Origin of the sequence: Streptomyces sp. NPDC091209, assembly GCF_044757755.1 — a bacterium.
In the GTDB taxonomy this organism is placed as follows: domain Bacteria; phylum Actinomycetota; class Actinomycetes; order Streptomycetales; family Streptomycetaceae; genus Streptomyces.
Window position 1 is genome coordinate 349,693 of record NZ_JBIVVR010000008.1, and the last position, 23,441, is coordinate 373,133.

General features: G+C 71.8%; 18 protein-coding genes. 11 read left to right on the forward strand and 7 right to left on the reverse strand.

The features are described from left to right. Window positions 1-91: 91 nt before the first annotated feature. Window positions 92-2,176 (forward strand): NAD-dependent DNA ligase LigA, encoded by a 2,085-nt coding sequence (ligA, locus tag ACIQRL_RS24930; RefSeq protein WP_401335195.1) that lies wholly within the window; start codon window positions 92-94, stop codon window positions 2,174-2,176. On the opposite strand, the gene ACIQRL_RS24935 is transcribed toward ligA, so the two are convergent. Beyond that, entirely contained in the window at window positions 2,164-2,655 is a 492-nt protein-coding gene (locus tag ACIQRL_RS24935) for a GNAT family N-acetyltransferase (RefSeq protein WP_401335528.1), read from the reverse strand. The genes ligA and ACIQRL_RS24935 overlap by 13 nt on opposite strands. A gap of 173 nt (window positions 2,656-2,828) precedes the next feature. Continuing rightward, the gene (locus ACIQRL_RS24940) at window positions 2,829-3,239 is read right to left on the reverse strand and encodes a Fur family transcriptional regulator (protein ID WP_401335198.1); all 411 of its coding nucleotides are present in this window, start codon (window positions 3,237-3,239) and stop codon (window positions 2,829-2,831) included. Window positions 3,240-3,834: 595 nt separating this feature from the next. On the opposite strand from ACIQRL_RS24940, the gene katG reads away from it, so the two are divergent. From katG to ACIQRL_RS24970, 6 genes are all read left to right on the forward strand, one after another. After that, a complete protein-coding gene (gene katG, locus ACIQRL_RS24945; protein WP_401335200.1) occupies window positions 3,835-6,057 on the forward strand; it encodes a catalase/peroxidase HPI in 2,223 nt (740 codons plus the stop codon). Window positions 6,058-6,195: 138 nt separating this feature from the next. Beyond that, complete coding sequence (gene lpdA, locus ACIQRL_RS24950) at window positions 6,196-7,596, forward strand: dihydrolipoyl dehydrogenase (protein WP_401335203.1); 1,401 nt, start codon at window positions 6,196-6,198, stop codon at window positions 7,594-7,596. An 18-nt stretch (window positions 7,597-7,614) separates the two neighbouring features. Beyond that, window positions 7,615-8,349 carry a hypothetical protein gene (locus ACIQRL_RS24955; protein ID WP_401335206.1) on the forward strand — a complete coding sequence of 245 codons (735 nt, stop codon included), beginning with the start codon at window positions 7,615-7,617 and terminating at the stop codon, window positions 8,347-8,349. Between the two features lie 124 nt (window positions 8,350-8,473). Then, a complete protein-coding gene (locus ACIQRL_RS24960) occupies window positions 8,474-9,196 on the forward strand; it encodes an ABC transporter ATP-binding protein (protein ID WP_401335530.1) in 723 nt (240 codons plus the stop codon). 252 nt (window positions 9,197-9,448) lie between these two features. Next, window positions 9,449-10,171 carry an FAD binding domain-containing protein gene (locus ACIQRL_RS24965; protein WP_401335209.1) on the forward strand — a complete coding sequence of 241 codons (723 nt, stop codon included), beginning with the start codon at window positions 9,449-9,451 and terminating at the stop codon, window positions 10,169-10,171. A 376-nt stretch (window positions 10,172-10,547) separates the two neighbouring features. After that, complete coding sequence (locus tag ACIQRL_RS24970; protein ID WP_401335212.1) at window positions 10,548-12,110, forward strand: MFS transporter; 1,563 nt, start codon at window positions 10,548-10,550, stop codon at window positions 12,108-12,110. 472 nt (window positions 12,111-12,582) lie between these two features. Here the strand turns inward: ACIQRL_RS24970 and ACIQRL_RS24975 are convergent, their stop codons facing one another. Beyond that, entirely contained in the window at window positions 12,583-13,230 is a 648-nt protein-coding gene (locus tag ACIQRL_RS24975) for a TetR family transcriptional regulator (protein WP_401335533.1), read from the reverse strand. A 222-nt stretch (window positions 13,231-13,452) separates the two neighbouring features. On the opposite strand from ACIQRL_RS24975, the gene ACIQRL_RS24980 reads away from it, so the two are divergent. After that, the gene (locus ACIQRL_RS24980; protein WP_401335214.1) at window positions 13,453-13,908 is read left to right on the forward strand and encodes a hypothetical protein; all 456 of its coding nucleotides are present in this window, start codon (window positions 13,453-13,455) and stop codon (window positions 13,906-13,908) included. A 170-nt stretch (window positions 13,909-14,078) separates the two neighbouring features. Further along, window positions 14,079-15,257, forward strand: coding sequence for a PP2C family protein-serine/threonine phosphatase (locus tag ACIQRL_RS24985; RefSeq protein WP_401335216.1), 1,179 nt, complete (start codon window positions 14,079-14,081; stop codon window positions 15,255-15,257). A 47-nt stretch (window positions 15,258-15,304) separates the two neighbouring features. On the opposite strand, the gene ACIQRL_RS24990 is transcribed toward ACIQRL_RS24985, so the two are convergent. Further along, on the reverse strand, window positions 15,305-15,901 hold the full coding sequence (locus ACIQRL_RS24990; RefSeq protein WP_401335218.1) for a hypothetical protein: 597 nt from the start codon (window positions 15,899-15,901) through the stop codon (window positions 15,305-15,307). Window positions 15,902-16,131: 230 nt separating this feature from the next. Between ACIQRL_RS24990 and ACIQRL_RS24995 the strand changes: the two genes are divergently transcribed. Beyond that, window positions 16,132-17,760 carry an FAD-dependent monooxygenase gene (locus ACIQRL_RS24995; RefSeq protein WP_401335220.1) on the forward strand — a complete coding sequence of 543 codons (1,629 nt, stop codon included), beginning with the start codon at window positions 16,132-16,134 and terminating at the stop codon, window positions 17,758-17,760. A gap of 90 nt (window positions 17,761-17,850) precedes the next feature. Here ACIQRL_RS24995 and ACIQRL_RS25000 read toward each other — a convergent pair whose 3' ends face one another. Further along, entirely contained in the window at window positions 17,851-18,303 is a 453-nt protein-coding gene (locus tag ACIQRL_RS25000; RefSeq protein ID WP_401335223.1) for a flavodoxin family protein, read from the reverse strand. 353 nt (window positions 18,304-18,656) lie between these two features. Beyond that, window positions 18,657-19,361 carry an IclR family transcriptional regulator gene (locus tag ACIQRL_RS25005; protein ID WP_401335226.1) on the reverse strand — a complete coding sequence of 235 codons (705 nt, stop codon included), beginning with the start codon at window positions 19,359-19,361 and terminating at the stop codon, window positions 18,657-18,659. Window positions 19,362-19,757: 396 nt separating this feature from the next. On the opposite strand from ACIQRL_RS25005, the gene ACIQRL_RS25010 reads away from it, so the two are divergent. Further along, a complete protein-coding gene (locus ACIQRL_RS25010) occupies window positions 19,758-22,805 on the forward strand; it encodes an AfsR/SARP family transcriptional regulator (protein WP_401335229.1) in 3,048 nt (1,015 codons plus the stop codon). Between the two features lie 23 nt (window positions 22,806-22,828). Here the strand turns inward: ACIQRL_RS25010 and ACIQRL_RS25015 are convergent, their stop codons facing one another. Beyond that, window positions 22,829-23,422, reverse strand: coding sequence for a uridine kinase (locus tag ACIQRL_RS25015; RefSeq protein WP_401335232.1), 594 nt, complete (start codon window positions 23,420-23,422; stop codon window positions 22,829-22,831). Between the last annotated feature and the right edge of the window lie 19 nt (window positions 23,423-23,441).

The following is a 23,441-nucleotide window of genomic DNA, read 5'->3' on the forward strand; positions in this document are numbered from 1 at the left end:
GCGCCACGTCTCACATGTGCCAGCGGGATCCTGCCGGGGCGGGCGGGTCGGCCGGAGGGCATTGTCAGTGGTGGCAGGCAGGATGACGGGTATGACAACACCAGTCGCAGTGATCGTGGATGCCGTCGCCTACGCGCAGGCGGTCGAGGACGCGTTGAAGGCGTCGGCCGCCTATTACGAGGGCGGCACCTCCGTTCTGGACGACGACGCGTACGACCGGCTCGTGCGCGGCATCGCCGCGTGGGAGGCCGAACATCCCGATCAGGTGCTGCCCGACTCACCGACCGGGAAGGTCGCGGGCGGCGCCGTCGAGGGAGACGTCCCGCACACGGTGGCGATGCTGAGCCTGGACAATGTGTTCTCGCCCGAGGAGTTCACCGCCTGGACGGTGTCGGTGGCCCGGCGGATCGGTCACGAGGTGGAGCACTTCAGCGTCGAGCCGAAGCTCGACGGTCTGGCCATCGCCGCGCGCTACAGCCAGGGCCGGCTCACGCGACTGGTCACGCGCGGGGACGGGACGGCCGGTGAGGACGTCTCGCACGCGATCGGGACGATCGAGGGACTCCCCGGTGAACTCGCCGAACCTCTCACCCTGGAGGTGCGCGGCGAAGTCCTCATGACGACGGCCCAGTTCGAGCACGCCAACGAGGTGCGCACCGCGCACGGCGGGCAGCCGTTCGCGAACCCGCGCAACGCCGCGGCGGGCACCCTGCGCGCCAAGGAGCGTGCCTACACCGTCCCGATGACCTTCTACGGCTACGGCCTTCTGCCGGTGTCCGGCACCGATGCCGATACGGCCGCCCGGCTGGGCGAGCTCGCGCACAGCGAACTCATGGCACGCGCCGCCGAGTTGGGTGTGAACACCACGGCGGGCACCGCCGTTCCCGGCATCACCGCCGCGACCGCCGAGGAGGTGCTCGCCCGCGTCCAGGAGATCGGGGCGCTGCGCGCCGAGCTGCCGTTCGGGATCGACGGGATCGTCGTCAAGGCCGACCTGGCCGCCGACCAGCGGGCCGCGGGGTCCGGGACCCGCGCGCCGCGCTGGGCGATCGCCTACAAGCTCCCGGCCGTCGAGAAGATCACCCGGCTGCTGGCGGTGGAGTGGAACGTGGGCCGTACGGGCATCATCGCCCCGCGCGCGGTGCTGGAGCCGGTCGAGATCGACGGTTCGACCATCACGTACGCCACCCTTCACAACCCGGCGGACATCACGCGTCGGGATCTGCGGCTGGGCGACCATGTGATGGTCCACCGGGCCGGAGACGTCATCCCGCGCGTCGAGGCGCCCGTGGCGCATCTGCGCACCGGCGAGGAACAGCCCATCGTCTTCCCCGAGGCGTGCCCGAACTGCGGGTCCGCCATCGACACGAGCGAGCAGCGCTGGCGCTGTGAGCAGGGCCGCAACTGTCATCTGGTCGCCGCGCTGTCGTACGCGGCCGGCCGCGACCAGCTCGACATCGAGGGCCTCGGCCACACACGGGTCGTCCAGCTCGTCGAGGCCGGTCTGGCCGCCGATCTCGCCGATCTGTTCGGCCTCACCCGCGATCAGCTCCTCGGTCTGGAGCGGATGGGCGAGACCAGTACCGACAACCTGCTCGCGGCGATCGAGGCGGCCAAGGGCCGGCCGCTGTCGCGGGTGCTGTGCGCGCTGGGTGTGCGCGGCACAGGCCGTTCCATGTCCCGGCGCATCGCCCGGTACTTCGCCACCATGGACCTGGTGCGCGCGGCGGATGCGGAGACGATGCAGCGGGTGGAGGGCATCGGCACGGAGAAGGCCCCCTCGATCGTCGCCGAGCTGGCCGAACTGGCCCCGCTCATCGACAAGCTCGTCGCCGCCGGGGTCAACATGACCGAGCCCGGCGCCACTCCGCCCGCTCCGGCCGTCGAGGGCGATGCCGGCTCCGAGGGCGACGAAGCCGCGGGCGGTCCGCTGGCCGGGATGACGGTGGTGGTCACCGGTGCGATGACCGGGGCCCTGGAACCCCTCAGCCGCAACCAGATGAACGAGCTCATCGAGCGGGCCGGCGGGCGTTCCTCCTCCAGCGTGTCGAAGAAGACCACCCTGGTCGTCGCCGGGGAGGGCGCGGGATCCAAGCGCGCCAAGGCCGAGACTCTGGGGATCAGACTCGCGGCACCGGAGGAGTTCGCCGCGCTGGTCGCCGACTACCTCGGCTGATCGCCCGGTCCGCGCGGTGGGCCGATCCGCCGGGCCAGTACCTGGCCCGGCCAGGTCCCGGACAGGAAGGGGTCGGTGGGGGTGAATCCCTGGCGCTCGTAGAACGCGACCAGTTCGCCTCCGCCGCCCGCCCAGCAGTCGACCCGCAGCAACGCGACACCGGCCCGCCGGGTCTCCTCTTCGGCGTGGGCCAGCAGCGCCGCCCCGATGCCCCGGCCGGCGCAGCGCCGGTCGGACACCAGCAGCCGGACGTACCGCTCGGGTTCCCCGGCGGGCTCGATCGGCATCTGCGGGCTGGGCCCGGAGTCGAGCACCATGGCTCCGACGGGTGTTCCGTCCGACTCCGCGATGTAGGGGGCGCACTCGGTCGTGTACCGATGAACCCGCTCCGCCCCGCCCGACGTCCGCGAGTACGGGGTGGTGCCCCACTGCTCGGTGTTGCCGCGGCCGTTCATCCAGACCACCGCCGCGTCGAGCATGTCCAGAATGGCCTGCGCGTCGGCCGGGCCGCCCGGCCTGATCCGTATCTCCCGGGTGATGTCCCCTGTGGTGTCGTTCACGGCGGAAGCTTAGGCATCACGAGGCGGGCCGCCACAGCACAGCGCGCCGCCGGCCGGATCACGGACGCGCCCGCCGGCCGCCGGACGGGGTCCTACGCGCACGAAGGGCACAGCCCCCGGTAGGTGACCTCGACGGCGGCCACCGTGAAACCGAATCGTTCCGTGGCCGGAAGGTCGGCCAGCGGGTTTCCGGTCGGATGGACGTCTCGCACGGTGCCGCAGTTGGAGCACACCAGATGCTGGTGCGGGTGGTGGGCGTTGGGGTCGTAGCGTTTGGCGCGGCCGTCGGTGGACACCTCGATGACCTCGCCGAGGGAGACCAGCTCCCCCAGGGCGTTGTAGACGGTCGCCCGGGAGATCTCGGGCAGCCGCTCCGCCGCGCGGGCGTGCACCTCGTCGGCCGTGAGATGGACGTGCTCGCCGTCGAGGACCTCCGCAACGACACGCCGCTGGGAGGTCATCCGCCAGCCGCGTCCTCGCAGTCGCTCCAGCAGGTCACTCATATGGGTTCACCTTTTCGGGATCAGGGGGAACGCGCAGTTTATCGGTGCGCATCCGGGGTCCGATCGGATACGGGGTTGGCGCCCTTCTTGACTTGGACTCTGTCCATTGTAGGATCGGTTTTGGCACTGGCCAAGGGACAGAGAGACTCCAGTACGGGCAGGAGAGACAGAGATGTCGGGACCACCGCCGTGGAACCACGCGGCGTCGGCCTGCGCGTGACGGCCGCCCATGACACGCTGCTCGGGCCCCTCCCGGAGCCCTGGGCCACCCCGGCGACGACGCGTTCGCTGCCAGGGTGCGCCGACCGGGCGCCGCATCCCCCCGTACGTCGTACTCGGCCCTCCGTCCGCTCGCCGCGGCGGGACGCGTACCCCGCCTCGGACCGGTCCCGCCGGCCCGTCGCGCGCGGTGTGCCGCGGCCCCGCCCCCGGCTGTGCGGCCGGCCGCGCCCCCTGCCCGTTCCCGTCCGAAGACCATGGCCTCCCCGTCGACTCCGTCGATGGTTCGGGGGCCGGCCGCCGGGGCCCCCGCCCCGGCTGTTCCCCCACCCGCAGTCTCTGAGCACCGAGATCCGCCCCGCCTGGAAGGATTCCCATGTCTGAGAACCATGATGCGATCGTCACCGACGCGAAAACGGAGGCCGGAGGCGGCTGCCCCGTCGCGCACGGGCGCGCCCCGCACCCGACCCAGGGCGGTGGAAACCGCCAGTGGTGGCCGGAGCGGCTCAACCTGAAGATCCTCGCGAAGAACCCCGCCGTGGCCAACCCGCTCGGCGCGGACTTCGACTACGCCGCGGCCTTCGAGTCCCTCGACCTCGCGGCCGTGAAGCAGGACATCGCCGAGGTGCTCACCACCTCGCAGGACTGGTGGCCCGCCGACTTCGGCAACTACGGCCCCTTCATGATCCGTATGGCCTGGCACAGCGCGGGCACCTACCGCATCAGCGACGGCCGCGGCGGAGCCGGTGCCGGTCAGCAGCGCTTCGCCCCGCTCAACAGCTGGCCGGACAACGGCAACCTGGACAAGGCCCGCCGTCTGCTGTGGCCCGTCAAGAAGAAGTACGGCCAGAACCTCTCCTGGGCCGACCTCATGATCCTCACCGGCAACGTCGCCCTGGAGCAGATGGGCTTCGACACCTTCGGCTTCGCCGGCGGCCGCGAGGACGTGTGGGAGTCCGAGGAGGACGTGTACTGGGGTCCCGAGACCACCTGGCTCGACGACCAGCGCTACACCGGCGACCGCGAGCTGGAGAACCCGCTCGGCGCCGTCCAGATGGGCCTCATCTACGTCAACCCCGAGGGCCCCAACGGCAACCCGGACCCGCTCGCCGCGGCCCGCGACATCCGCGAGACCTTCCGCCGGATGGCGATGAACGACGAGGAGACCGTCGCCCTGATCGCGGGCGGCCACACCTTCGGCAAGACCCACGGCGCGGGCCCGGCGGAGAGCGTCGGCGACGACCCCGAGGCCGCCCCGATCGAGGCGCAGGGCCTTGGCTGGAAGAGCACGTACGGCACGGGCAAGGGCGCGGACGCCATCACCTCCGGCCTGGAGGTCACCTGGACCACCACGCCCACCCAGTGGAGCAACAGCTTCTTCGACCACCTCTTCGGTTACGAGTGGGAGCTGACCCAGAGCCCCGCGGGCGCCAACCAGTGGAAGCCGAAGGACGGCGCGGGCGAGGGCACCGTCCCCGCCGCCCACGACCCCGCGAAGAAGATCGCTCCCTCGATGCTCACGACGGACCTGTCGCTGCGCTTCGACCCGATCTACGAGCCGATCTCCCGCCGCTTCCACGAGAACCCGGCCGAGTTCGCGGACGCCTTCGCGCGGGCCTGGTACAAGCTGACCCACCGCGACATGGGCCCGAAGTCCCTCTACCTCGGCCCGGAGGTCCCCGAGGAGACCCTGCTGTGGCAGGACCCGCTGCCCCAGGCGGCGGGTGAGGTCATCGGCGCCGAGGACATCACCACGCTCAAGGCGAAGATCCTCGGCTCGGACCTGACGGTCTCGGAGCTGGTCTCCACCGCGTGGGCCTCGGCCTCGACGTTCCGCGGCAGCGACAAGCGCGGCGGAGCCAACGGCGCCCGCATCCGTCTGGAGCCGCAGCGCGGCTGGGAGGCCAACGACCCCGACCAGCTCGCGTCGGTGCTGCGCACGCTGGAGGGCATCCAGCGTGACTTCAACGCCGGAGCCAAGAACGTCTCGCTGGCCGACCTGATCGTCCTCGGCGGCGTGGCGGCCGTCGAGAAGGCCGCCCAGGACGCCGGTCACGACGTCCAGGTGCCCTTCACCCCGGGCCGCGTCGACGCGACGGACGAGCAGACCGACGCGGAGTCCTTCGCCGCGCTGGAGCCGCGCGCTGACGGCTTCCGCAACTACCTCGGGAAGGGCAACCGGCTGCCGGCCGAGTACCTGCTGCTCGACCGGGCGAACCTGCTGACCCTGAGCGCGCCGGAGCTCACCGTCCTCGTCGGCGGTCTGCGCGCCCTGGGCGCGACCCACCAGGGTTCCTCGCACGGCGTCCTCACGGGAACCCCCGGGACGCTGACGAACGACTTCTTCGTCAACCTGCTCGACCTGGGCACGACGTGGACGCCGACGTCCGAGGACGCGACCACCTTCGAGGGCCGCGACGACGCCACCGGCGAGATCAAGTGGACCGGCACGCGCGCCGACCTCGTCTTCGGCTCGAACTCCGAGCTGCGCGCGATCGCCGAGGTCTACGCGAGCGACGACGCGCACGCGAAGTTCGTGTCGGACTTCGTCGCGGCCTGGGACAAGGTCATGAACCTGGACCGGTTCGACCTCGTCTGACATCCGGCGTCCGGGCCGGCCCCGAGCGGGGCCGGCCCGGACGTCCCGGCGAGCACGGGCCCTCGGCATGCCGGGGCCACGGCCCGGCGGACCAGCAGGATCGGCGATCCCGGGGCGGGGCGTTCTAGGCTGGCCGCCATGAGCACACACTTTGACGTGGTGGTCCTGGGCGCCGGCCCGGGAGGATATGTCGCGGCGATCCGAGCCGCGCAGCTCGGACTCAGCACGGCGATCGTCGAGGAGAAGTACTGGGGCGGTGTGTGCCTGAACGTGGGGTGCATCCCGTCGAAGGCGCTGCTGCGCAACGCGGAGCTCGCCCATATCTTCACCCAGGAGGCCAAGACCTTCGGCATCCAGGTGAACGGTGAGGTGAGCTTCGACTACGGCGCCGCCTTCACCCGCAGTCGCAAGGTGGCGGACGGACGGGTCAAGGGCGTCCACTACCTGATGAAGAAGAACAAGATCACCCAGTACACCGGCCACGGCACCTTCAGCGACGACCACACCCTCCAGGTCGCCCTGTCCGAGGGCGGCGCGGAAACGGTCACCTTCGGCCACTGCGTCATCGCCGCCGGGGCCACCACCAAGCTGCTCCCCGGCACCTCTCTGAGCGAGCGTGTGGTGACGTACGAGGAGCAGATCCTGTCGGACACGCTCCCGGACAGCATCATCATCGCGGGCGCCGGTGCCATCGGCGTCGAGTTCGCCTATGTGCTCCACAACTACGGCGTCGAGGTCACCCTCGTCGAATTCCTGGACCGGATCGTTCCGTTGGAGGACGAGGAGGTCTCCGCCGAACTGGCCCGCCGCTACAAGCGGCTCGGCGTCAATGTCCTCACGTCGACCCGCGTCGAGGCGATCGACGACTCCGGGGACAGGGTCAAGGTCATGGTGACCACGGGCGGCCAGCGGCAGACGCTGGAGGCCGGCAAGGTGCTGCAGGCGATCGGCTTCCAGCCGCGGGTGCAGGGCTACGGCCTGGAGAACACCGGGGTGAAGCTCACCGACCGCGGGGCGATCGACATCGACGGCCGCTGCCGTACGAGCGTGCCGCACATCTACGCCATCGGTGACGTGACGGCGAAGCTGATGCTGGCCCACGCGGCCGAGTCGATGGGCATCGTGGCGGCCGAGACGATCGCCGACGCGGAGACGATGGAACTCGACTACGTCATGATCCCGAGGGCGACCTACTGCCAGCCGCAGATCGCCAGCTTCGGCTGGACCGAGGCGCAGGCCCGCGACAGGGGCTTCGACGTCCAGGTGGCGAAGTTCCCGTTCACCGCCAACGGCAAGGCGCACGGCCTCGGCGAGACCGCGGGTTTCGTCAAGATCCTCAGCGACGCACGCCACGGCGAACTACTCGGCGCCCATCTGATCGGCCCCGAAGTCACCGAGCTGCTGCCGGAGTTGACGCTCGCCCAGCAGTGGGACCTGACGGTCCACGAGGTGGCGCGCAATGTGCACGGTCACCCGACGCTCGGCGAGGCGGTCAAGGAGGCCATTCACGGGCTGGCCGGTCACATGATCAACATGTGACACGCGACAATCACCTGCATGAACGACAGATCGAACGACACCGAGAGCCGGCTCGTCAGGATCGAGCGGCTCCTGGAGTCCGGCGAGCGCGAAGTGGCACCCGCCTGGCAGAGGGTGACGCGCGGTGAGCCGCGCTGGGCGGTGACCGCCGCGATCCTGGTGGCGGTCGCCCTCCAGCTGAAAGTGCCCGAACGGCTGACCTTGCTGCCCTCCTGGGCGCTGCCGGTCCTGGAACTGGTCCTGCTGATAGGTCTCATCGCCGCCAACCCCCGGCGGGTCGAGCCCCGGAACAAGCGGTTGCGGTGGCTGGGCCTGGCTCTGATCTGCTTGATCAGTCTGGCCAACGGCTGGGCGGCGGCCCAGCTCGTGACGGGCCTGGTGCACGGCACCGAGGGGTCGGACGCCGCGACGCTGCTGCTGACCGGCGGCAACATCTGGCTGACGAACGTCATCGTGTTCGCCCTGTGGTACTGGGAGTGGGACCGCGGCGGACCGGCGGACCGGATGATGGGACACCATCAGTTCCCCGACTTCCTCTTCGTACAGATGCAGAGCCCCGAATCCGCGCCCCCGGACTGGGAACCGGCGTTCCTGGACTACCTGTACCTCTCGTTCACCAACTCCACCGCGTTCAGCCCGACCGACGTGATGCCGCTGTCCCGCTGGGCCAAGATGCTGATGATGCTCCAGTCCACGGTGTCGCTGGTGACCGTGGTGCTGGTGGTGGCCCGCGCCGTCAATATCCTCCAGTGACCGCCACCCCCTCCACCACCGCCGTCCCGCCGCGACCGCCACCCGTCGCGGCCGGAGACGGGCCGCCCCTCCCTCCGCACACGAGCCCGCGCGACCGTCCAGGAAGCGGACGCGCGGGCAGCAAATTGCTCGCTGCTGGACGGTCCGGGCCGGTGAGCACTGGGCCCTCCTCGGAGCCGACGGAGCGGGCAAGACGACCCTGCTGGGCGCGCTGATGCACCCCGCGACCGGGAGCGTCGAGGTCCTCGGTTCCCGGCTCGGCCGGGTCGACGTGCGCGAACTGCGGGCCCGCATCGGCCATGTGAGTACGGCCCAGCGCGTGCCGCAGGACCTCGACGCCCATGCCGTCGTCCTGACGGGCCACACCGGCACCGTGCAACCGCTGTGGCGGAAGTACGACCGCGAGGTGCGTCGGCACGGCCACGAACTGCTCGCCGAACTGGACATCAAGGAGCTGGCCGACCGGCCGTACGGGGTCTGCTCGGGCGGGCAGCGGGCCCGCGTCCTGATCGCCAGGGCACTGATGGCCGAACCGGCCCTGCTGCTGCTCGACGAGCCGTTCAACGCCCTGGACCTGCCCTCCCGCGAGGACCTGGTCGAGGCCATGCACCGGCTGGCCGTGAGCCGCCCGGACCTGGCCACCGCGACGGTCACCCACCACCTGGAGGAGCTGTCCCCGGCCGTCAGCCACACCCTGCTCCTGCGCGAGGGGCACGTCCTCGCACGCGGTCCTGTCGAGGACACCCCGACCGATTCCTGGCTGACGAGCTGCTTCGGACGCCGTATCACCGCGCTCCGGCACGAGGGGCGATGCGCGGCCTACTCCGGCCGCCACCAGGGCAGTTGACAGCGGTACGAAGCAGGTCGAGGCGTGGGAAAGGGAAGTGGCGGGCGGCTGCCGCTCGACGAGTGCGAACGACTGGTGCGGGACCGGCGGAGGCCCTCATCGTGAACGCATCCGCCCGGCGGGGCGCACCAGTTGAATGAGTGTGCCCTGTACGCGCCCCCGTCCGCACGGTGAAAATGCGCCTGTCGACGGTCATGCGGCCCAGACACCGAGTACCCGCCGCCAAGTCACCAGGAAAGCAGGTCGGCTGCCGTGCTGTTGCGTCTGCCCACGTCCTTGTCCGAAGCGCAGGAGTGCATGACCGAAGGGGCCGTGCCGATAGGCGGCGCCACGCTGGTGTGGGCCACTTGGCAACGGGACGGCTTCCCCGACCACGCCATGTCGCTGCGCGACCTCCCGGAGGCCAACGCGATCGGGCACGAGACCCTGGGCTCGGCCGTCGTGCTGAACCGTATCGACGAACGCGTGCCGGAGGTACTGCGCCGGGCGGCCGCCACCGTGGGAACCGGAGCGGTACGCCGGACGGCCACGGTGGGCGGCAACATCGTCGGCAGCACCCTGCGTTGTCTGCTGCCCGCGGCACTCGTCCTGGACGCCCGGGCGGTGATCCTGGAACCCGAAGGTGTCTCCGAGACCGATCTGGCCGAGGTGCTGGCCAAGCGCCACCTGCTGCTGAGCCTGCGCTGGCGCGCACCGATCGCCAGCAGCTACCACAAGGCCGCGGGCGAGCCGGGCGGACCATCGCCGCTCGTCGTCGCCGCCGCCCTGCACTCCGCAGACGGCGGGCGGACGCGCCTGCGCGTCGCCGTCCGCGACGACGACGAGGTGTTCAGCGAGAGCACCGTGTGCCACAGCGATGTCGAAGAGGATCTACGGACACTGCGGAGCGCTTCCTTCGGACGGCTTCCGGCCTCGGCCTGGGAGCTCGTCGACCGGCAGGTGACACAACTACTGGCGCGACCGGTCGGCGCTTAGGACAGGTCCTAGGCGCGCGCGGAGGTCCGGGTCCTCGTGCGGACGGCGCCGAGGTCCCGAGATCCGGAGCGCGCTCCCCCGAACGCTTCGAGCAGGGGGACGAGAAATTCAACAGGGGCAGGTCAGTTGTGCCGATCCAGGGGCGGGGGCGTCGGCGCACTCGTCCCGGGTGGGCCGCCGTGCCGGGCTCTGCGATGAGCTGACCGGCGCTTTTGTGCGACAGGGTGCCGAGGGGTGGCGTACGAACGCTGTCCCTCGGCACCGTCCATCGGAGCGCAGCTCTAATTCATCAACGTGGAAATCGCTCGGCGGACTCCCGACTCTGGGTCCAGGCACCGGGATCCCCCCGGACCGCTCGGACGAAGGACAGAGCACCATGCCCTCCACGCGCGCCCCTGCCGCCGGTTCCGTACCGGCCGCCCGTCACCATCTGATCCTGGTGGTCACCTGCGTCGCCCTCGGCACGGTGGTCGCGGCCATGGCCTCGCTCAATGTGGCGCTGCCCGATCTCGCCCGCGAGACGCACGCGACGCAGACGCAGTTGTCCTGGATCATCGACTCCTACAGCCTCGTCTTCGCGTCCCTGTTGCTGCCGGCCGGCGCCCTGGGTGACCGTTTCGGCCGCAGGCGGGCCCTGCTCGCGGGACTGGCGATCTTCGGTGCCGGGTCGGCCGCCGCCGCCCTGACGACCGAACCCTCGACACTCATCGCCCTGCGGGGCGTCCTCGGCGTCGGCGCGGCGCTGGTCATGCCGGCCACCCTGTCGACGATCACCAGCACGTTCCCGCGTGCCCAGCGGGCACGGGCCGTCAGCGTCTGGGCCGCGGTCGCCGGAGCCGGCGCCCTGGTGGGCCTGTTCGCCACCGGAGCCCTGCTGGAGGGCTGGTCGTGGCGCTCGGTGTTCCTGCTGAACGTCGCTCTGGCCCTGGTCGCCGTGGTCGGGACGCTGCTGTTCGTGCCCGAGTCCGCGGAACCGAAGCAGCCGCGGCTCGACGTCGGAGGCGCCCTCCTCGCCGTGGTGGGCCTGGTCGCGCTGGTCTACTCGGTCATCGAGGCGCCGACCCGCGGGTGGGCCGACCCCGTCACGCTCGCGGGGATCGGGCTGGGCCTGGCCGTGCTGACGGGATTCGTCCTCTACGAGCTGCGCCGAGAGAACCCGCTCCTTGACCCCCGGCTGTTCCGCAACCGCCACTTCGCCGCGGGTTCGCTGTCGATCATGCTGCAGTTCTTCGTGTTCTTCGGGTTCGTCTTCGTGATGATGCAGTACCTGCAACTGGTGCGGGGCGACAGCGCCCTGATGGCGGCCACCGCCATGCTGCCGATGGCCGTGACCATGGTGCCGGTCTCCCGCGCCGCTCCCCTGCTGGTGGCCCGGTTCGGCTTCCGGGGGCCGTGGGTGGTCGGACTGGCCGGTGTCGCGGCGGGCATGGGGGTCCTCTCACGACTCGACGCGTCCAGCCCGTACTGGATCGTCGCCACCGGTCTCGTGCCACTGGGCGCGGGGATGGGCCTGGCCATGACACCGGCCACGACGTCCATCACGGACGCGCTGCCGCGCTCGCTGCAGAACGTCGGTTCCGCCATGAACGACCTGGCGCGCGAACTCGGCGGCGCCCTGGGGATCGCCGTCCTCGGCAGCCTGCTCAGTGCCGCCTACCGCGACCACCTGAGCCTGCCCGGTCTGCCGCAGCAGGTCGCTGATGCGGCGCGCTCCTCGCTGGCCGCCGCGCACACCATCGGCGGCCCGGTCTCCGGCCGGGCGACGACCGCCTTCATCGACGGTATGCACCTCGCGCTCCTGGGCGCCGCTGCGGCCGCCGTACTCGCCGCCGTCGCCGTCGCCCTGCTGCTGCGTTCCGCTCCGCGGCCGGAGCTGTCCACCGACGACCACGAGGTGCCGCACGCCGTCGGCGCGGCGGAGCAGCCCTCGTACCTCTGAACTGTCCCGGCCGACCCTCTGAGCTGTCCCGGCCGACCCCCTGAGCTGTCCCGGCCGACCCCCTGAGCTGTCCTGACCGGCGCCTCTCACTGAGCGAGGCGCCGGCCTTCGCCACGCCACGCCACGCCGCCCCGCCCCGCCGTACGTGCGCCAGAACCCCGGGAGCGGATCCCGGAGTACGGCACCGGTCCCGTACCGGTCAGGAACGCAGGGCCTGTCGCCTCACCGGTCAGCGGCTCGCCGCTGGTCGCCCCGCCCGCCAAAGGCACTGGGCAAGCCGCCCCGTCGGCCAGGAGTACGGCTCCGGGCGCTCCACCCGTCAGGAACACGGCTCGGGGCGCCCCACCGGTTCCGGCACGCGTCGCAAGGCACCCCCGCCGGCCAGGAACACGGCCCCGAGCGCCCAGCCCGTCAGGAGCACAGCGCAGGCCGCCCCCACCCGTCACAAGCGCGGCGCAAGCCACCCCGCCCGTCAGGGGCGCGGCGCACGTCGCTGCGCCGGTCGGGCGTTCGGCGTCGGGCGGCCGGGGCCGCGCAGGGCCTGCCGCAACTGCGGGCTCAGGGAGCGGACCAACTCGTCGGTCGTCATGGAAGCGATCGGCTCCAGGCGCAGCAGATAGCGGGTGACGATCAGCCCGGCGACCACGGTCGTGAACGACGCGGCGCGCTGCCGGGCGTCCCGTCCCGGCACGAGGGTCGCGATCCGGTCCACGATCTCGCGCTCGACCGCCTCCCTGACCAGTCCGCCGAGGGAGTCGTCGTCGATCGCGGTCTTCAGCATGGCAAGGAGGGGCGGGCCCGTCACGGGATCGTCCCAGACGGCGACGACCTGGCGGACGACGCGTTCGGGGAACGTACCGGGGTCCCCTTCCTCCATGACTCTCGCGAGGACTTCGGCCGGGTTCGCGCCCAGCGCCAGAGCGGCGCCGAACAGCCCCTTCTTGGACCCGAAGTAGTAGCTGATCAGCGCGAGATCGACCTCGGCCTCACCGGCGACGGACCGCAGGGTCACCGCGTGATAGCCGTCCTCGAGGAAGCGGCGCCGCGCGACCTCCAGGATCGCGGCGCGGGTGTCCTGGCTTCCCGGCCTGCGCCCGCGCTGCGGCCCGGATTTATTCATCACGGAGGAATTCTAGGGCGGTGCCAGGCGGGACACCGGGGCCGGATACCCGGCGGAATGCCGGGTAACTCCGTGACTTCCGGTGCGTTCCGGTCCTGGGCACTTCTCACGAAATGGTGTCGTTAATCCGTACGAGTGGAACATCACACATCAAAGCCGTAGCGTCGAGGCAGAGCCGCAACGCTGACGGCCACATGACAGAGCGTCCCGCACGGAGCTGATATGCGCAGAAACTCAATCCGGACCGCGATCACCGTCTGCGCGGCCGCGTCGCTCGCAGCAGTGATGGGGACCGCGTCCGCCGCCCCCGCGGCCTCGCACGCCGCGAAGCAACGGCAGGCGACCCCCGTACTCGTGGACTGCCTCTGGCACCCGGATGTGCGCCCCGCCAACTTCATCCTGGCCTGCGGTGACGGCAACAGCCGCCTCGTCTCACTCCACTGGTCGCACTGGAACCAGCACTCCGCGGTCGCCGAGGGCGTCAACATGGTGAACGACTGCAAGCCGTACTGCGCGGCGGGCAAGTTCCACTCGTACCCCGTCGTCGTCCTGCTGGACCACCCGCAGGAGTGGAAGAAGAGGCCCCAACTGCAGCACTACTCGCAGTTGACGTTGGTGTACCCCCACGACCGGCCGGAGGGATACGCGCACACGGTCAGTTACCCGCTGTGGAACTGACGCCCGTCCGTCGCGGGCCCGGCATCGTGGGCTGACGGACCCGGCCCGAGATCACTCGGACCGGGTCACCCGGGAACCGACGCCGGCAACGGACCGTCGACGGCGGACGGCACGGGGAAGCCCACAGCCACAGAAACAGGTACAAAATGGGGCATGTGGGTAACCGGCGCATGTCAGTGGACCGTCTCGTGGAGCGACCGTCGGGCCGCGGTCTGGTGGCGATCCCGCTCGCGCTGATCGTCGTGATCACCGTGGTGGACATCCGCTCCCCCACCGACGTCCACCTCGGCCCGCTGCTCGTCATCGCGCCGACCCTCACCGCCTCGCTCGCGGGCCCCGCGCTGACGGCTCTGGTCGGGGTGCTGGCCGTGGCCGCCCAGGTGGTCATCGCCATCCTGCACGGCGGAATCGGCACCACCAACCACATCGCGCAGATCATCGCCCTGGTGGTGCTCTCCGCCCTGGTGGTGTTCGTGTGCCATGTACGGGAGCGGCGGGCCCGGGAGCTGGTGCGGGCACGCTCGGTCGCCGAGACCGCGCAGCGGGTTCTGCTGCGGCCCCCGCCGCGCCGGATCGGCCCGCTGCGCGTGGCCTGGCTGTATCTGGCCGCCGAGGACGACACCCAGATCGGCGGTGACCTGTTCGCGGTCACCCGTGCCGCCGGCTCCTCCACCCGCGTCATCATCGGCGACGTCCGGGGCAAGGGGCTGGGCGCCATCGGTGAGGCCTCGGTGCTGCTCGGCGCCTTCCGTGAGGGCGCCCACCGGTACGCCACCCTGCCGGAGCTGACCGCGGCCCTGGAGGTGAGCGTGTGCCGGGACCTGGACGAGGTGGCCGACACCGCACACGATCCGGGCGAGCACTTCATCACCGCGCTCGTTCTCGACATCCCCGACGACGGCACACAGATCGAAACGATCAACTGCGGCCACCCGCCGCCGCTGCTCCTGCGCGACCACCGGGTCACCGTCCTGCACGCACGGCACCCCGTGCCCCCGCTGGGCATGTGCGAGCTGCCCGCCGCCAGCCACCGCACCGACCCGTTCACCTTCGAGCCCGGCGACTTCCTGCTGCTCTACACCGACGGCCTCATCGAGGCACGCTCCCCGGAAGGGACCTTCTACCCCCTGGCCGAGCGGGTCGCCACCTTTCCCGCCTCCAGCCCCGAGGTGCTGCTGCGCCGGATCCACGACGACCTCGTACGTCACGTCGGGCATGAGCCCGGTGACGACGCGGCCTTCCTGGTGATCGAGCGCACCGCGACCCACCACCTCCATCTCCCCCACCGTCCCCTGGACGGCCACCACCGGCTCCAAGCGGACGGATCGCCGCCTCCCGCGCAACGCTGAGGCGGCGCGCGGTGCGGAGTAGGAGGCGGCGCGGACCTGTGTGACCTTCAGACAGCGGCCCGCTCGGTGCCGTGCCGTGCGGTGTACTCGTCCGGGTAGCGCTCGGTGAACCTGACGGCGAGGACCAGGAGGGCCACCGGGATCACCCAGTTCAGCCAGTCCGAGGAGCCCTCGGTGTGGACGGCGACGAGGCCGAGTACGGCGATGCCCACGAAGACGCCGCCCCAGACCGCCGTGAGGACGAGGTTGATGTGCCGGAACGGGGGCGAGTCCCAGTACTCGCGCGGCGTCGACTCACGGGCGTACTGAGCCGTGAACGGATCGAACGCGAGGGAGCCGAGGGCGACGACGGCGATCACACCGTTCGCCAGTACCTGTGCGTAGGTCTCCAGCCAGATGAGCTCGTGCCGGTCCACGGCGAGCGCGAGCACGCTGAGAACGGCGAAGAAGACGATGCCCGTGACCTCCAGGATCTTCGGCCGGCCGCGGCGGATGTCATCGACGTTCAGCACGACCGACGCCAGCAGGGCGGCCAGCGCCGCGTACTTCCAGGTGCTGGGGCCCGCCACGACATCGAAGATGATCCACGGCGCGAACGCGAAGAAGATGTTGCCCGTCCTTCTGCCCGGTCCGGTGCCTGCCACCGCGCACCTCCCGTGGGGCGGTCCAGGGTGAGACCACGTGCCCGCCCCTCTCGACCATCGTGGCTTCCACCTGCCTTGTTCGCATCCGGTGTGCCATCGCGCTCGGTCACGCCCGGTCGCGCGCGGGCCACCCGTGCCCGGGCCCGTGCCCGAGTAGCGGGGCCGCTCGCCACAGGGCCACGATGGAAGGAGATCCACTCGGCACAGGGGGCGTACGCAGGGAGGCTCCCGTGGCGCACACCTTCGGAACCGACGTGGTGGTCGCGGGCGCGGGCCCGGTGGGCCTCACCGCCGCCGCGGAACTGCGCCGACGCGGGGTGCGCTGCCGTATCGTCGACCGGCTCGCGGCCCGGCTCCCGTACGCGAAGGCGGTGGGCATCCAGCCGCGCACCCTGGAGATCTGGGACCACATGGGGCTGGCCCGCACGGCCCTGGAGGCCGCGGTACCGATGTACGGGCAACTGGCCTACGTCAACGGTGTCGAACAGGACCGGATCGACCTCGTCCTGCCGCCCGAAGTGCCGTACGGCTTCGCCGCGTTGCCGCAGTACGAGACCGAGCGCATCCTCGACGGGTTCCTCGCGCGATTCGGGACCGGGATCGAACGGGGCACGGAACTGGTCTCGTTCGGCCAGGACGCCGACGGCGTGACGGTCGCCCTGCGGTCGGCGTCCGGCGCCGAGGAGGAGGTCCGGGCGCGCTATCTGGTGGGCTGCGACGGCGCGCACAGCACGGTGCGCAAGCAGTTGGGTCTCACCTTCGAGGGCAGCGCGTTCCCGGAGGAGTACATGCTCGGCGACGTCGAGGTGGACTGGGACCTGCCCGCGGGGTTCGGCGTCCGCGCCATGCACCGGGACGCCGACGGCGAGGTGGACGACCTGCTGGTGTGCATCCCGCTGCCGGGCCGGGGACGATACCGGATGTCGATGATGGTCCCGCCCGAACTCTCCACGGCGGGGCGGCGGGACGGGCCGGCCGACGGTGTCGTCCACGGCCTGGAGAGCGGACACGCCCCCGCGCTCTCCGACATCCAGGCCGTACTGGACCGGCTGTCCCCGCAGCCCACGACCGCCTCGGCCCTGCGCTGGTCCTCGGTGTTCCGCATCAGCCACCGGATCGTCGACCGGTACGGCGACGGCCGTGTCTTCGTCGCCGGGGACGCGGCGCACATCCACCCCCCGACCGGCGCCCAGGGCATGAACACCGGTATCCAGGACGCCTGGAACCTGGCCTGGAAGCTCGCCCTCGCCATCGAGGGCGGCACGCACCGCGGCCTGACGGCGAGTTACGACACCGAGCGGCGGCCGGTCGGTGAGGAAGTCGTCGAGCGCACGGTCCGGCACGCCGCTCAGGGCGTCCAGGCCGACCGGATCGATCCGCAGACCATGATGCTGCGCGAGGCCCAACTCCTCGTCGGCTACCGCGGCAGCCCGCTCGTGGACGCCGTGTCCGGGGGACCGGGACCCCAGCCGGGCGACCGGGCGCCTGACTGCGGTGGGCTCTCGGCGCGCATCGCCGCCTTTCCCCTGCGCCTGTACGACCTCCTGCGCGATCGCGGACATGTCCTGCTGGTGTACGGGGACGGCGAGCGGAGCGGGCAACTCGCCGACGCGGCGCACGAGTTCTCCGAAGGCCGGGTCGACACCTGTGTGATCCGGCCCGCCGGATCCGCCACGGACATGTCCGGTCCACCGGCGTACGTCGACACGCTCGGCGAGTTCGCCCGTCTCTACGCGATCGCCGACGGAGGGACGGCCTTTCTGGTCCGTCCGGACGGGTACATCGGCGCCCGGCTCTCCCCGCCGATCGCGGCGCAACTGACGGCCCACCTCGCCCGCACGTTCGCACCCAACGCCTAGAACGGCCAGAACGCCGAGGACCAGCGGGACCACGCCACGAAGGTCGCACCCCGACTGTCCCCACACCCGTGCGTCAGTGCATCAGTCGGGTCAATCCATCAGTTGGGCGGCCAGGGTCGCGCCGAGTTCCCAGCACGCCTCGATATCGGCCTTGCCCGGCTCACCGGTCACCTTCACGACCTCGGCCGCGCGGCGCCAGCCGAGGCCCGTCGTGATCGACTCGATGCCGCGCACCGCCCCGGTCACGTCGTTTCCGCCGTGCACGTAGGAGCCGAAGGGGCGCGCGGCCGTCGCGTCCAGGCACGGGTAGTAGACCTGATCGAAGAAGTGCTTCAGCGCGCCCGACATGTAGCCGAGGTTCGCCGGGGTGCCGAGCACATAGCCGTCGGCGGCGAGCACATCCGAAGCGGTCGCCTCCAGCGCCGCCCGCCTCACCACCCGGACGCCCTCGATCTCGGGCGCGGTCGCGCCGGAGACCACGGCTTCGAACATGGCCTGGCAGTTGGGCGAGGGCGTGTGATGCACGATCAGCAGAGTAGGCACACCCCGCACCCTGCCGCGCCGCCCGCCACCACCGCAAGCACCGCCCCGACGCGCCGACGGCCCGCCGGGGGAGGCTCGCCCGAAGCCCCCGCGTCCCGCGTGAGGCACTCCCTTTCACCGTGTGCGTTGCGGACGGGCGGGGTCGGCTCGGGCCCCTGTGGTGAGCTGATATGCTCGGTCTTGAGCCCGCACCGATCACTCGGTGACGAGCCCGGCGTTGGTGGTCCAAGGAAAGACGCCCCGCTTCCTGCGGGGAAATGCAGGTGCAAGGCCTGCCCGGCGCTCCACAAGCACCGCCTCCGGTCATACCGGAGGCGGTGCTCTTTTGTACGGCCCGAGAGCCGGGCCTCACCTCAGCGGCCCCGCAGCCCCGAGCTGATCGTCCTTCCCGCCCGCTGCACCGCGTCGGCGAGGCGGTCCAGCCGGCGTCCGGCGTCGGTGACGACGGACAGCGCCGCCACCGTGGCGCCGCCCGGCCCCTTCAGCGGCACGGCCACACAGCACACGCCCGTCACCAACTCCTCCCGGTCGAAGGCGACACCCTCCTCCCGGATGACGGCCGCCTCCCGCCGCCAGGCGGCCGGCTGCGGGCCCAGCGGCAGCCGGGAAGGGGCCCCGGCGACCAGAACCTTGCCCGCCGCGGTGAACCACGGCCACACCACGTCGAGGCGCAGCTGATCACGTACGGCGTCGGGGGCGCCGGCGGTCCAGTCCAGCACCAGCGTCTGTCCCTCCCGCAGCACGTTGACCCCGACCATCGCACCGGTCGTCTGGGCCAGACGGCGGGTCGAGTCCCAGGTCGCCGCCCTGAGTCCGGGATGCGGCTGCCACCGCTGGCCGAGCCGGAACAGCCTCGGCCCCATCCGGTATCCGCCGGCGCACCGCTCCACCGCTCCCAGGTCCACCAGCTGTTCCAGCAGCCGGTAGGCGGTGCTCTTGGGCAGACCGCAGTCCGCCGCCAGCCGGGTCAGACCCGCGACCTGAGCCCGCTCCAGCGCTCCCAGCAACGCGAAGGCGCCTTCCAGTACGCTCCGGCCACCGGTGTCCGTGGACGGCACGGCGACCGGCTCCGCCGACCGGTCCGCGTGGCGTGGTGGGTACCTGTCCGAACCCCTCGTGCCGGCCGTCTCCGTGCGGTGCCTCTCGTGCGTGTCCATCGCTCGTCACACTCCCCCGATCACTTCCCCGTGTGCGGTCCGGCGGCAGGCCGTCCGTGCGACACGCGCACCCGGCCGCCCCGGGCCGGTCATGCCCGGAGCGGTCCGTCCGGCCTGCCGGGCCCGCGGCACCGCCGGAGCGGGGACGGGCGTCGTAACTCTTGACCCAACTCCCTTGTCCCGCGCGGCACTTCGCTCCTGCACGCGCCCTTTCGCACCGCGGCGGTCGCGGGCGTGTGCGATTCCGCCGCGCCACCAGCGTGGCCTCCGAGCGTGGGTCGCAACGTTGTCGATAGCTTGTCGCCCAGCACTTGCGGATGCGCGACGGTGAAGGGCGATCTGCACGGGGGTGCGGACATCGTGGTGGAATTACGGCTGCTGGGCCCGGTGGAGTTCGCGGAGCACGGACACGCGAGGGAAGTGGGTCCGCCGCAGCGACGTGCCGTACTGGCGGCACTGGCCGTCGACACCGCGCTGCCCGTGGCCACCGACACACTGATCGCGAGGGTCTGGGGCACGGAACCCCCGGACGGCGCGCGCCGCGCCCTGCATGCGCACATCGCCCGGATCCGCCGGCTCTGCGAGCAGCTCGGCGAGGTGGACGACGTACGGTTCAGGCTGGTACGGCGCTCCGGCGGATACGTTCTGGAGGCGGGCCCTGACCAGGTGGACATCCTGCGCTTCCGCGAACTCGTCGGCCGGGCCCGGGCTTCGGGACGTTCCGACGGCACACGGGCGTCCCTGCTGCGCGAGGCCCTCGGGCTCTGGCACGGTGAACCGCTCGCCGGGCTGAGCGGCCAGTGGGCGGCCCGGGTGCGCGAGGCATGGCGACGGCAGCATGTGGACGCCGCCGTCGGATGGGCCCGGCTGACACTGCGGGCCGGTGACCCGGTCACCGTGATCGGCCCGCTCGGCGATCTGCTCGGCGAGTATCCGCTGGTGGAACCGCTCAGCGAGGTCCTGATGCGCGCGCTGCACGCGGCGGGACGCGGCGCCGAGGCCCTCGACTGTTACGCCGCTCTGCGCCGACGGCTGACCGAGGAGCTCGGTTCCGACCCCTCGTCCGGCCTCCAGGACGTCCATCAGGCCATCCTGCGCGGCAGCCTCTCCCCTCCCCCGGCCTGGCCGACGGCCACCGGCGCGGGGGACGACACCACCATCGCGCTGTCCTTCACCCCGGCGCCCCCCGCACCGTCGGCGCCTCCTCCGCCGCCTCCGCCGTCGCGCACCGCGACAGCCCGGTTGGGCGAGTTACCGTCCCAACTACCCATGGGGGTAAGAGGGTTCACCGGCCGCCAGGACGAACTCGCGCATCTCGACGGACTCCTCGCGGCGGCGGCCGGGCCACCACGGGCCGTGGCGATCTGCGCCGTGTCCGGCACCGCCGGCGTGGGCAAGACGGCGCTGGCCGTGCACTGGGCGCGCACCGCGCAAGGCGCCTTCCCCGACGGGCAGTTGTATGTCAACCTGCGCGGATTCGCCCCGGGCGGACCGGTCATGGGCCCGGCGGAAGCCATGCGCGGCTTCCTCGACGCCTTCGGTGTGCCGCCCGGCCGCATTCCGGTCGGCCTGGACGCGCAGACGGGCCTCTACCGCAGTCTGCTCACCGGGAGGCGCGTCCTCGTCGTCCTCGACAACGCCCGTGACGCCGAGCAGATCCGACCCCTGCTGCCCGGCTCGCCCGGCTGCATGGCGCTCGTGACCAGCCGCAACCTGCTCACCGGACTGGCCGCCGCCGAGGGCGCCCACCTGCTCGCCCTGGGACTGCTCACCCCCGACGATGCGCTGGACCTGCTGACCACCCGGCTGGGCGCCCGCCGCACCGAGGCCGAGCCGTCGGCGGTGCGGGAGATCGTCGACCGGTGCGCCGGACTGCCGCTCGCGCTCGCCGTCGTGGCCGCGCGCGCCGCCGCCGATCCGCGGCTGCCGCTCTCCCGGCTCGCCCAGGAACTGCGGCTGGCCGACAGCCGGCTCGACGCCCTCGACGGCGGGGAGCCGGCCAGCCAGATACGGGCCGTGTTCTCCTGGTCGTACCATGCGCTGCGCCCCGAGGCCGCCCGGCTGTTCCGGCTCATCGGGCTGCATCCCGGACCCGACACGGGACTCGCGGCGGCCGCCGCGCTGGCCGGTGCGCGACCGGCGGAGACCCGTCCGCTGCTCACGGAACTGGTGCGCGGGCACCTGCTGACGGAGACCGCGGCACGCCGGTACTCCTTCCACGACCTGCTGCGCGCCTACGCCGCCGAGCTGGTCGCCACGCACGACACCGAGGCCGTCCGGCACGACGCCACGCTCCGGATGCTGGACCACTACGCGCACACGGCCCACGGAGCGGACGTACTGCTGACCCCCCAGCCCCGTCCGGTGCCTCTCCCGACTCCCCAACCAGGTTCTCAGCCCCTAGAATTGACGGATCATCAACAGGCTCAGGAATGGTTCGGCGGCGAACTCCCCGTGCTCCTGGCCACCGTGCACCGGGCCGCGGCCGAGGGCTTCGACGCGCACACCTCGACGCTCGCCTCGGCCCTCACCACCTTCCTCGACCGGCACGGACACTGGCGGGCGCTGGCCGCCGTGCAGACCGCCGCCCTGGACGCCGCCCGACGGCAGGGCGACACGGCGGGCCAGGCGGACGCGCACCGCGGGCTCGGCCTGGCGCACGACCGGCTGACCCGGCGCGACGAGGCCCGCACCCACTACCTGCTCGCCCTCCAGCTCTTCGGCGCGCTCGGCCACCACGCCGGACAGGCCCGCACCCATCAGCATCTCGCCCGGATGAGCGCCGCGGAGCAGCTCCACCAGCAGGCCCTCTCGCACGCCCACCACAGCCTCACGCACTACCGGGCGGCCGACGACCGGGCCGGGCAGTCCGCCGCCCTCAACCACATCGGGTGGCTGCACGCTCAACTCGGCTATCAGGAGAAGGCACTTGTCTACTGCAGGCAGGCGCTGGTCCTGGCCGAGGAGACGGGTGATCCCAACGGGCAGGCGCACACCTGGGACAGCCTCGGTTACATCCACCACCATCTCGCCCAGTACGCCCAGGCCGTCGACTGCTACCAGCAGGCCGTCGCCCTGTTCCACCGGACCGGCGAGTTCCACAGCGAGGCCGCGAGCCTCGTCTGCCTGGGCGACATCCATCACGCCTGCTCCGCTCCCCGCGCCGCCCACGGCGCGTGGGCGCGGGCTCTGACGATCGCCGACCGGCTCGGCCTCGCCGACACGGACCCGCTGCGGACCGGTCTGCTCCCCCGACTCCGTCTCCCCCACATTCCCGGCCCGGGCGGGCAGGCCCGTCCCGGCGGCGCCCGGTCGCACCACCGGCCGGGCTCGGCCCTTGCCTGAGGCCGCATGTCACCGTCCCGGGGTCAGTTTCCCGGGACCACGAGATCCGCCCTTTCCCAGGGGCGGGTCGTGGTCAGGTAGTACTCCTCGGCCAGGCGCCAACGGGCCTCCCAGTCGATGGGGCCGTGGTCGTCACCGCGGGCACGGAGCCGGCGCATGGATTCGGCGGGCGGGGTGTCGACGTAGACGACCAGGCCGTAGTGGCCCGCCAGTTCGGGACGAGCGGTGTAGACCCCCTCGACGAGGACAAGGCCGCCCCGGGCCACGGCACACGGCCCGTCCGCCGCCAGAGCCCCGGTCGACCAGTCGTAGCGCCGGTAGAGGGCGTCCCGGCCCGAGACGAGGGGGGTGAGGACCTCGTCGCGCAGCCGTTGCCAGTCGAAGTAGCGGTCGTAGCCCTCGGCCGGCGTCAGTCCCGCGCGTTCGTCCGCGGCCATGGGACGGTAGAAGTCGTCGCCGTGCACGACGGTGGCTTCCCCGAGCCCGGCCACGGCCGCGGCCAGGGTCGACTTGCCCGAACCGCCCATGCCGTCGACCGCGATCAGCACCAACCCTTCGCGGACGCGGGAGCGGGCGGCGGCCACGACCCGCTCGGCGACGCTCTGGATCTTCGTCATCAGGTGATTGTGTCGGCAC

Coding starts and splice junctions, on each gene's coding strand:
- ACIQRL_RS24985 (WP_401335216.1), top strand. CDS start 14,079: ATGTCAGTGGACCGTCTCGTGGAGCGACCGTCGGGCCGCGGTCTGGTG.
- ACIQRL_RS24970 (WP_401335212.1), top strand. CDS start 10,548: ATGCCCTCCACGCGCGCCCCTGCCGCCGGTTCCGTACCGGCCGCCCGT.
- katG (WP_401335200.1), top strand. CDS start 3,835: ATGTCTGAGAACCATGATGCGATCGTCACCGACGCGAAAACGGAGGCC.
- ACIQRL_RS24955 (WP_401335206.1), top strand. CDS start 7,615: ATGAACGACAGATCGAACGACACCGAGAGCCGGCTCGTCAGGATCGAG.
- ACIQRL_RS24935 (WP_401335528.1), bottom strand. CDS start 2,655: ATGCTCGACGCGGCGGTGGTCTGGATGAACGGCCGCGGCAACACCGAG.
- lpdA (WP_401335203.1), top strand. CDS start 6,196: ATGAGCACACACTTTGACGTGGTGGTCCTGGGCGCCGGCCCGGGAGGA.
- ligA (WP_401335195.1), top strand. CDS start 92: ATGACAACACCAGTCGCAGTGATCGTGGATGCCGTCGCCTACGCGCAG.
- ACIQRL_RS25015 (WP_401335232.1), bottom strand. CDS start 23,422: ATGACGAAGATCCAGAGCGTCGCCGAGCGGGTCGTGGCCGCCGCCCGC.
- ACIQRL_RS24940 (WP_401335198.1), bottom strand. CDS start 3,239: ATGAGTGACCTGCTGGAGCGACTGCGAGGACGCGGCTGGCGGATGACC.
- ACIQRL_RS24975 (WP_401335533.1), bottom strand. CDS start 13,230: ATGAATAAATCCGGGCCGCAGCGCGGGCGCAGGCCGGGAAGCCAGGAC.
- ACIQRL_RS24980 (WP_401335214.1), top strand. CDS start 13,453: ATGCGCAGAAACTCAATCCGGACCGCGATCACCGTCTGCGCGGCCGCG.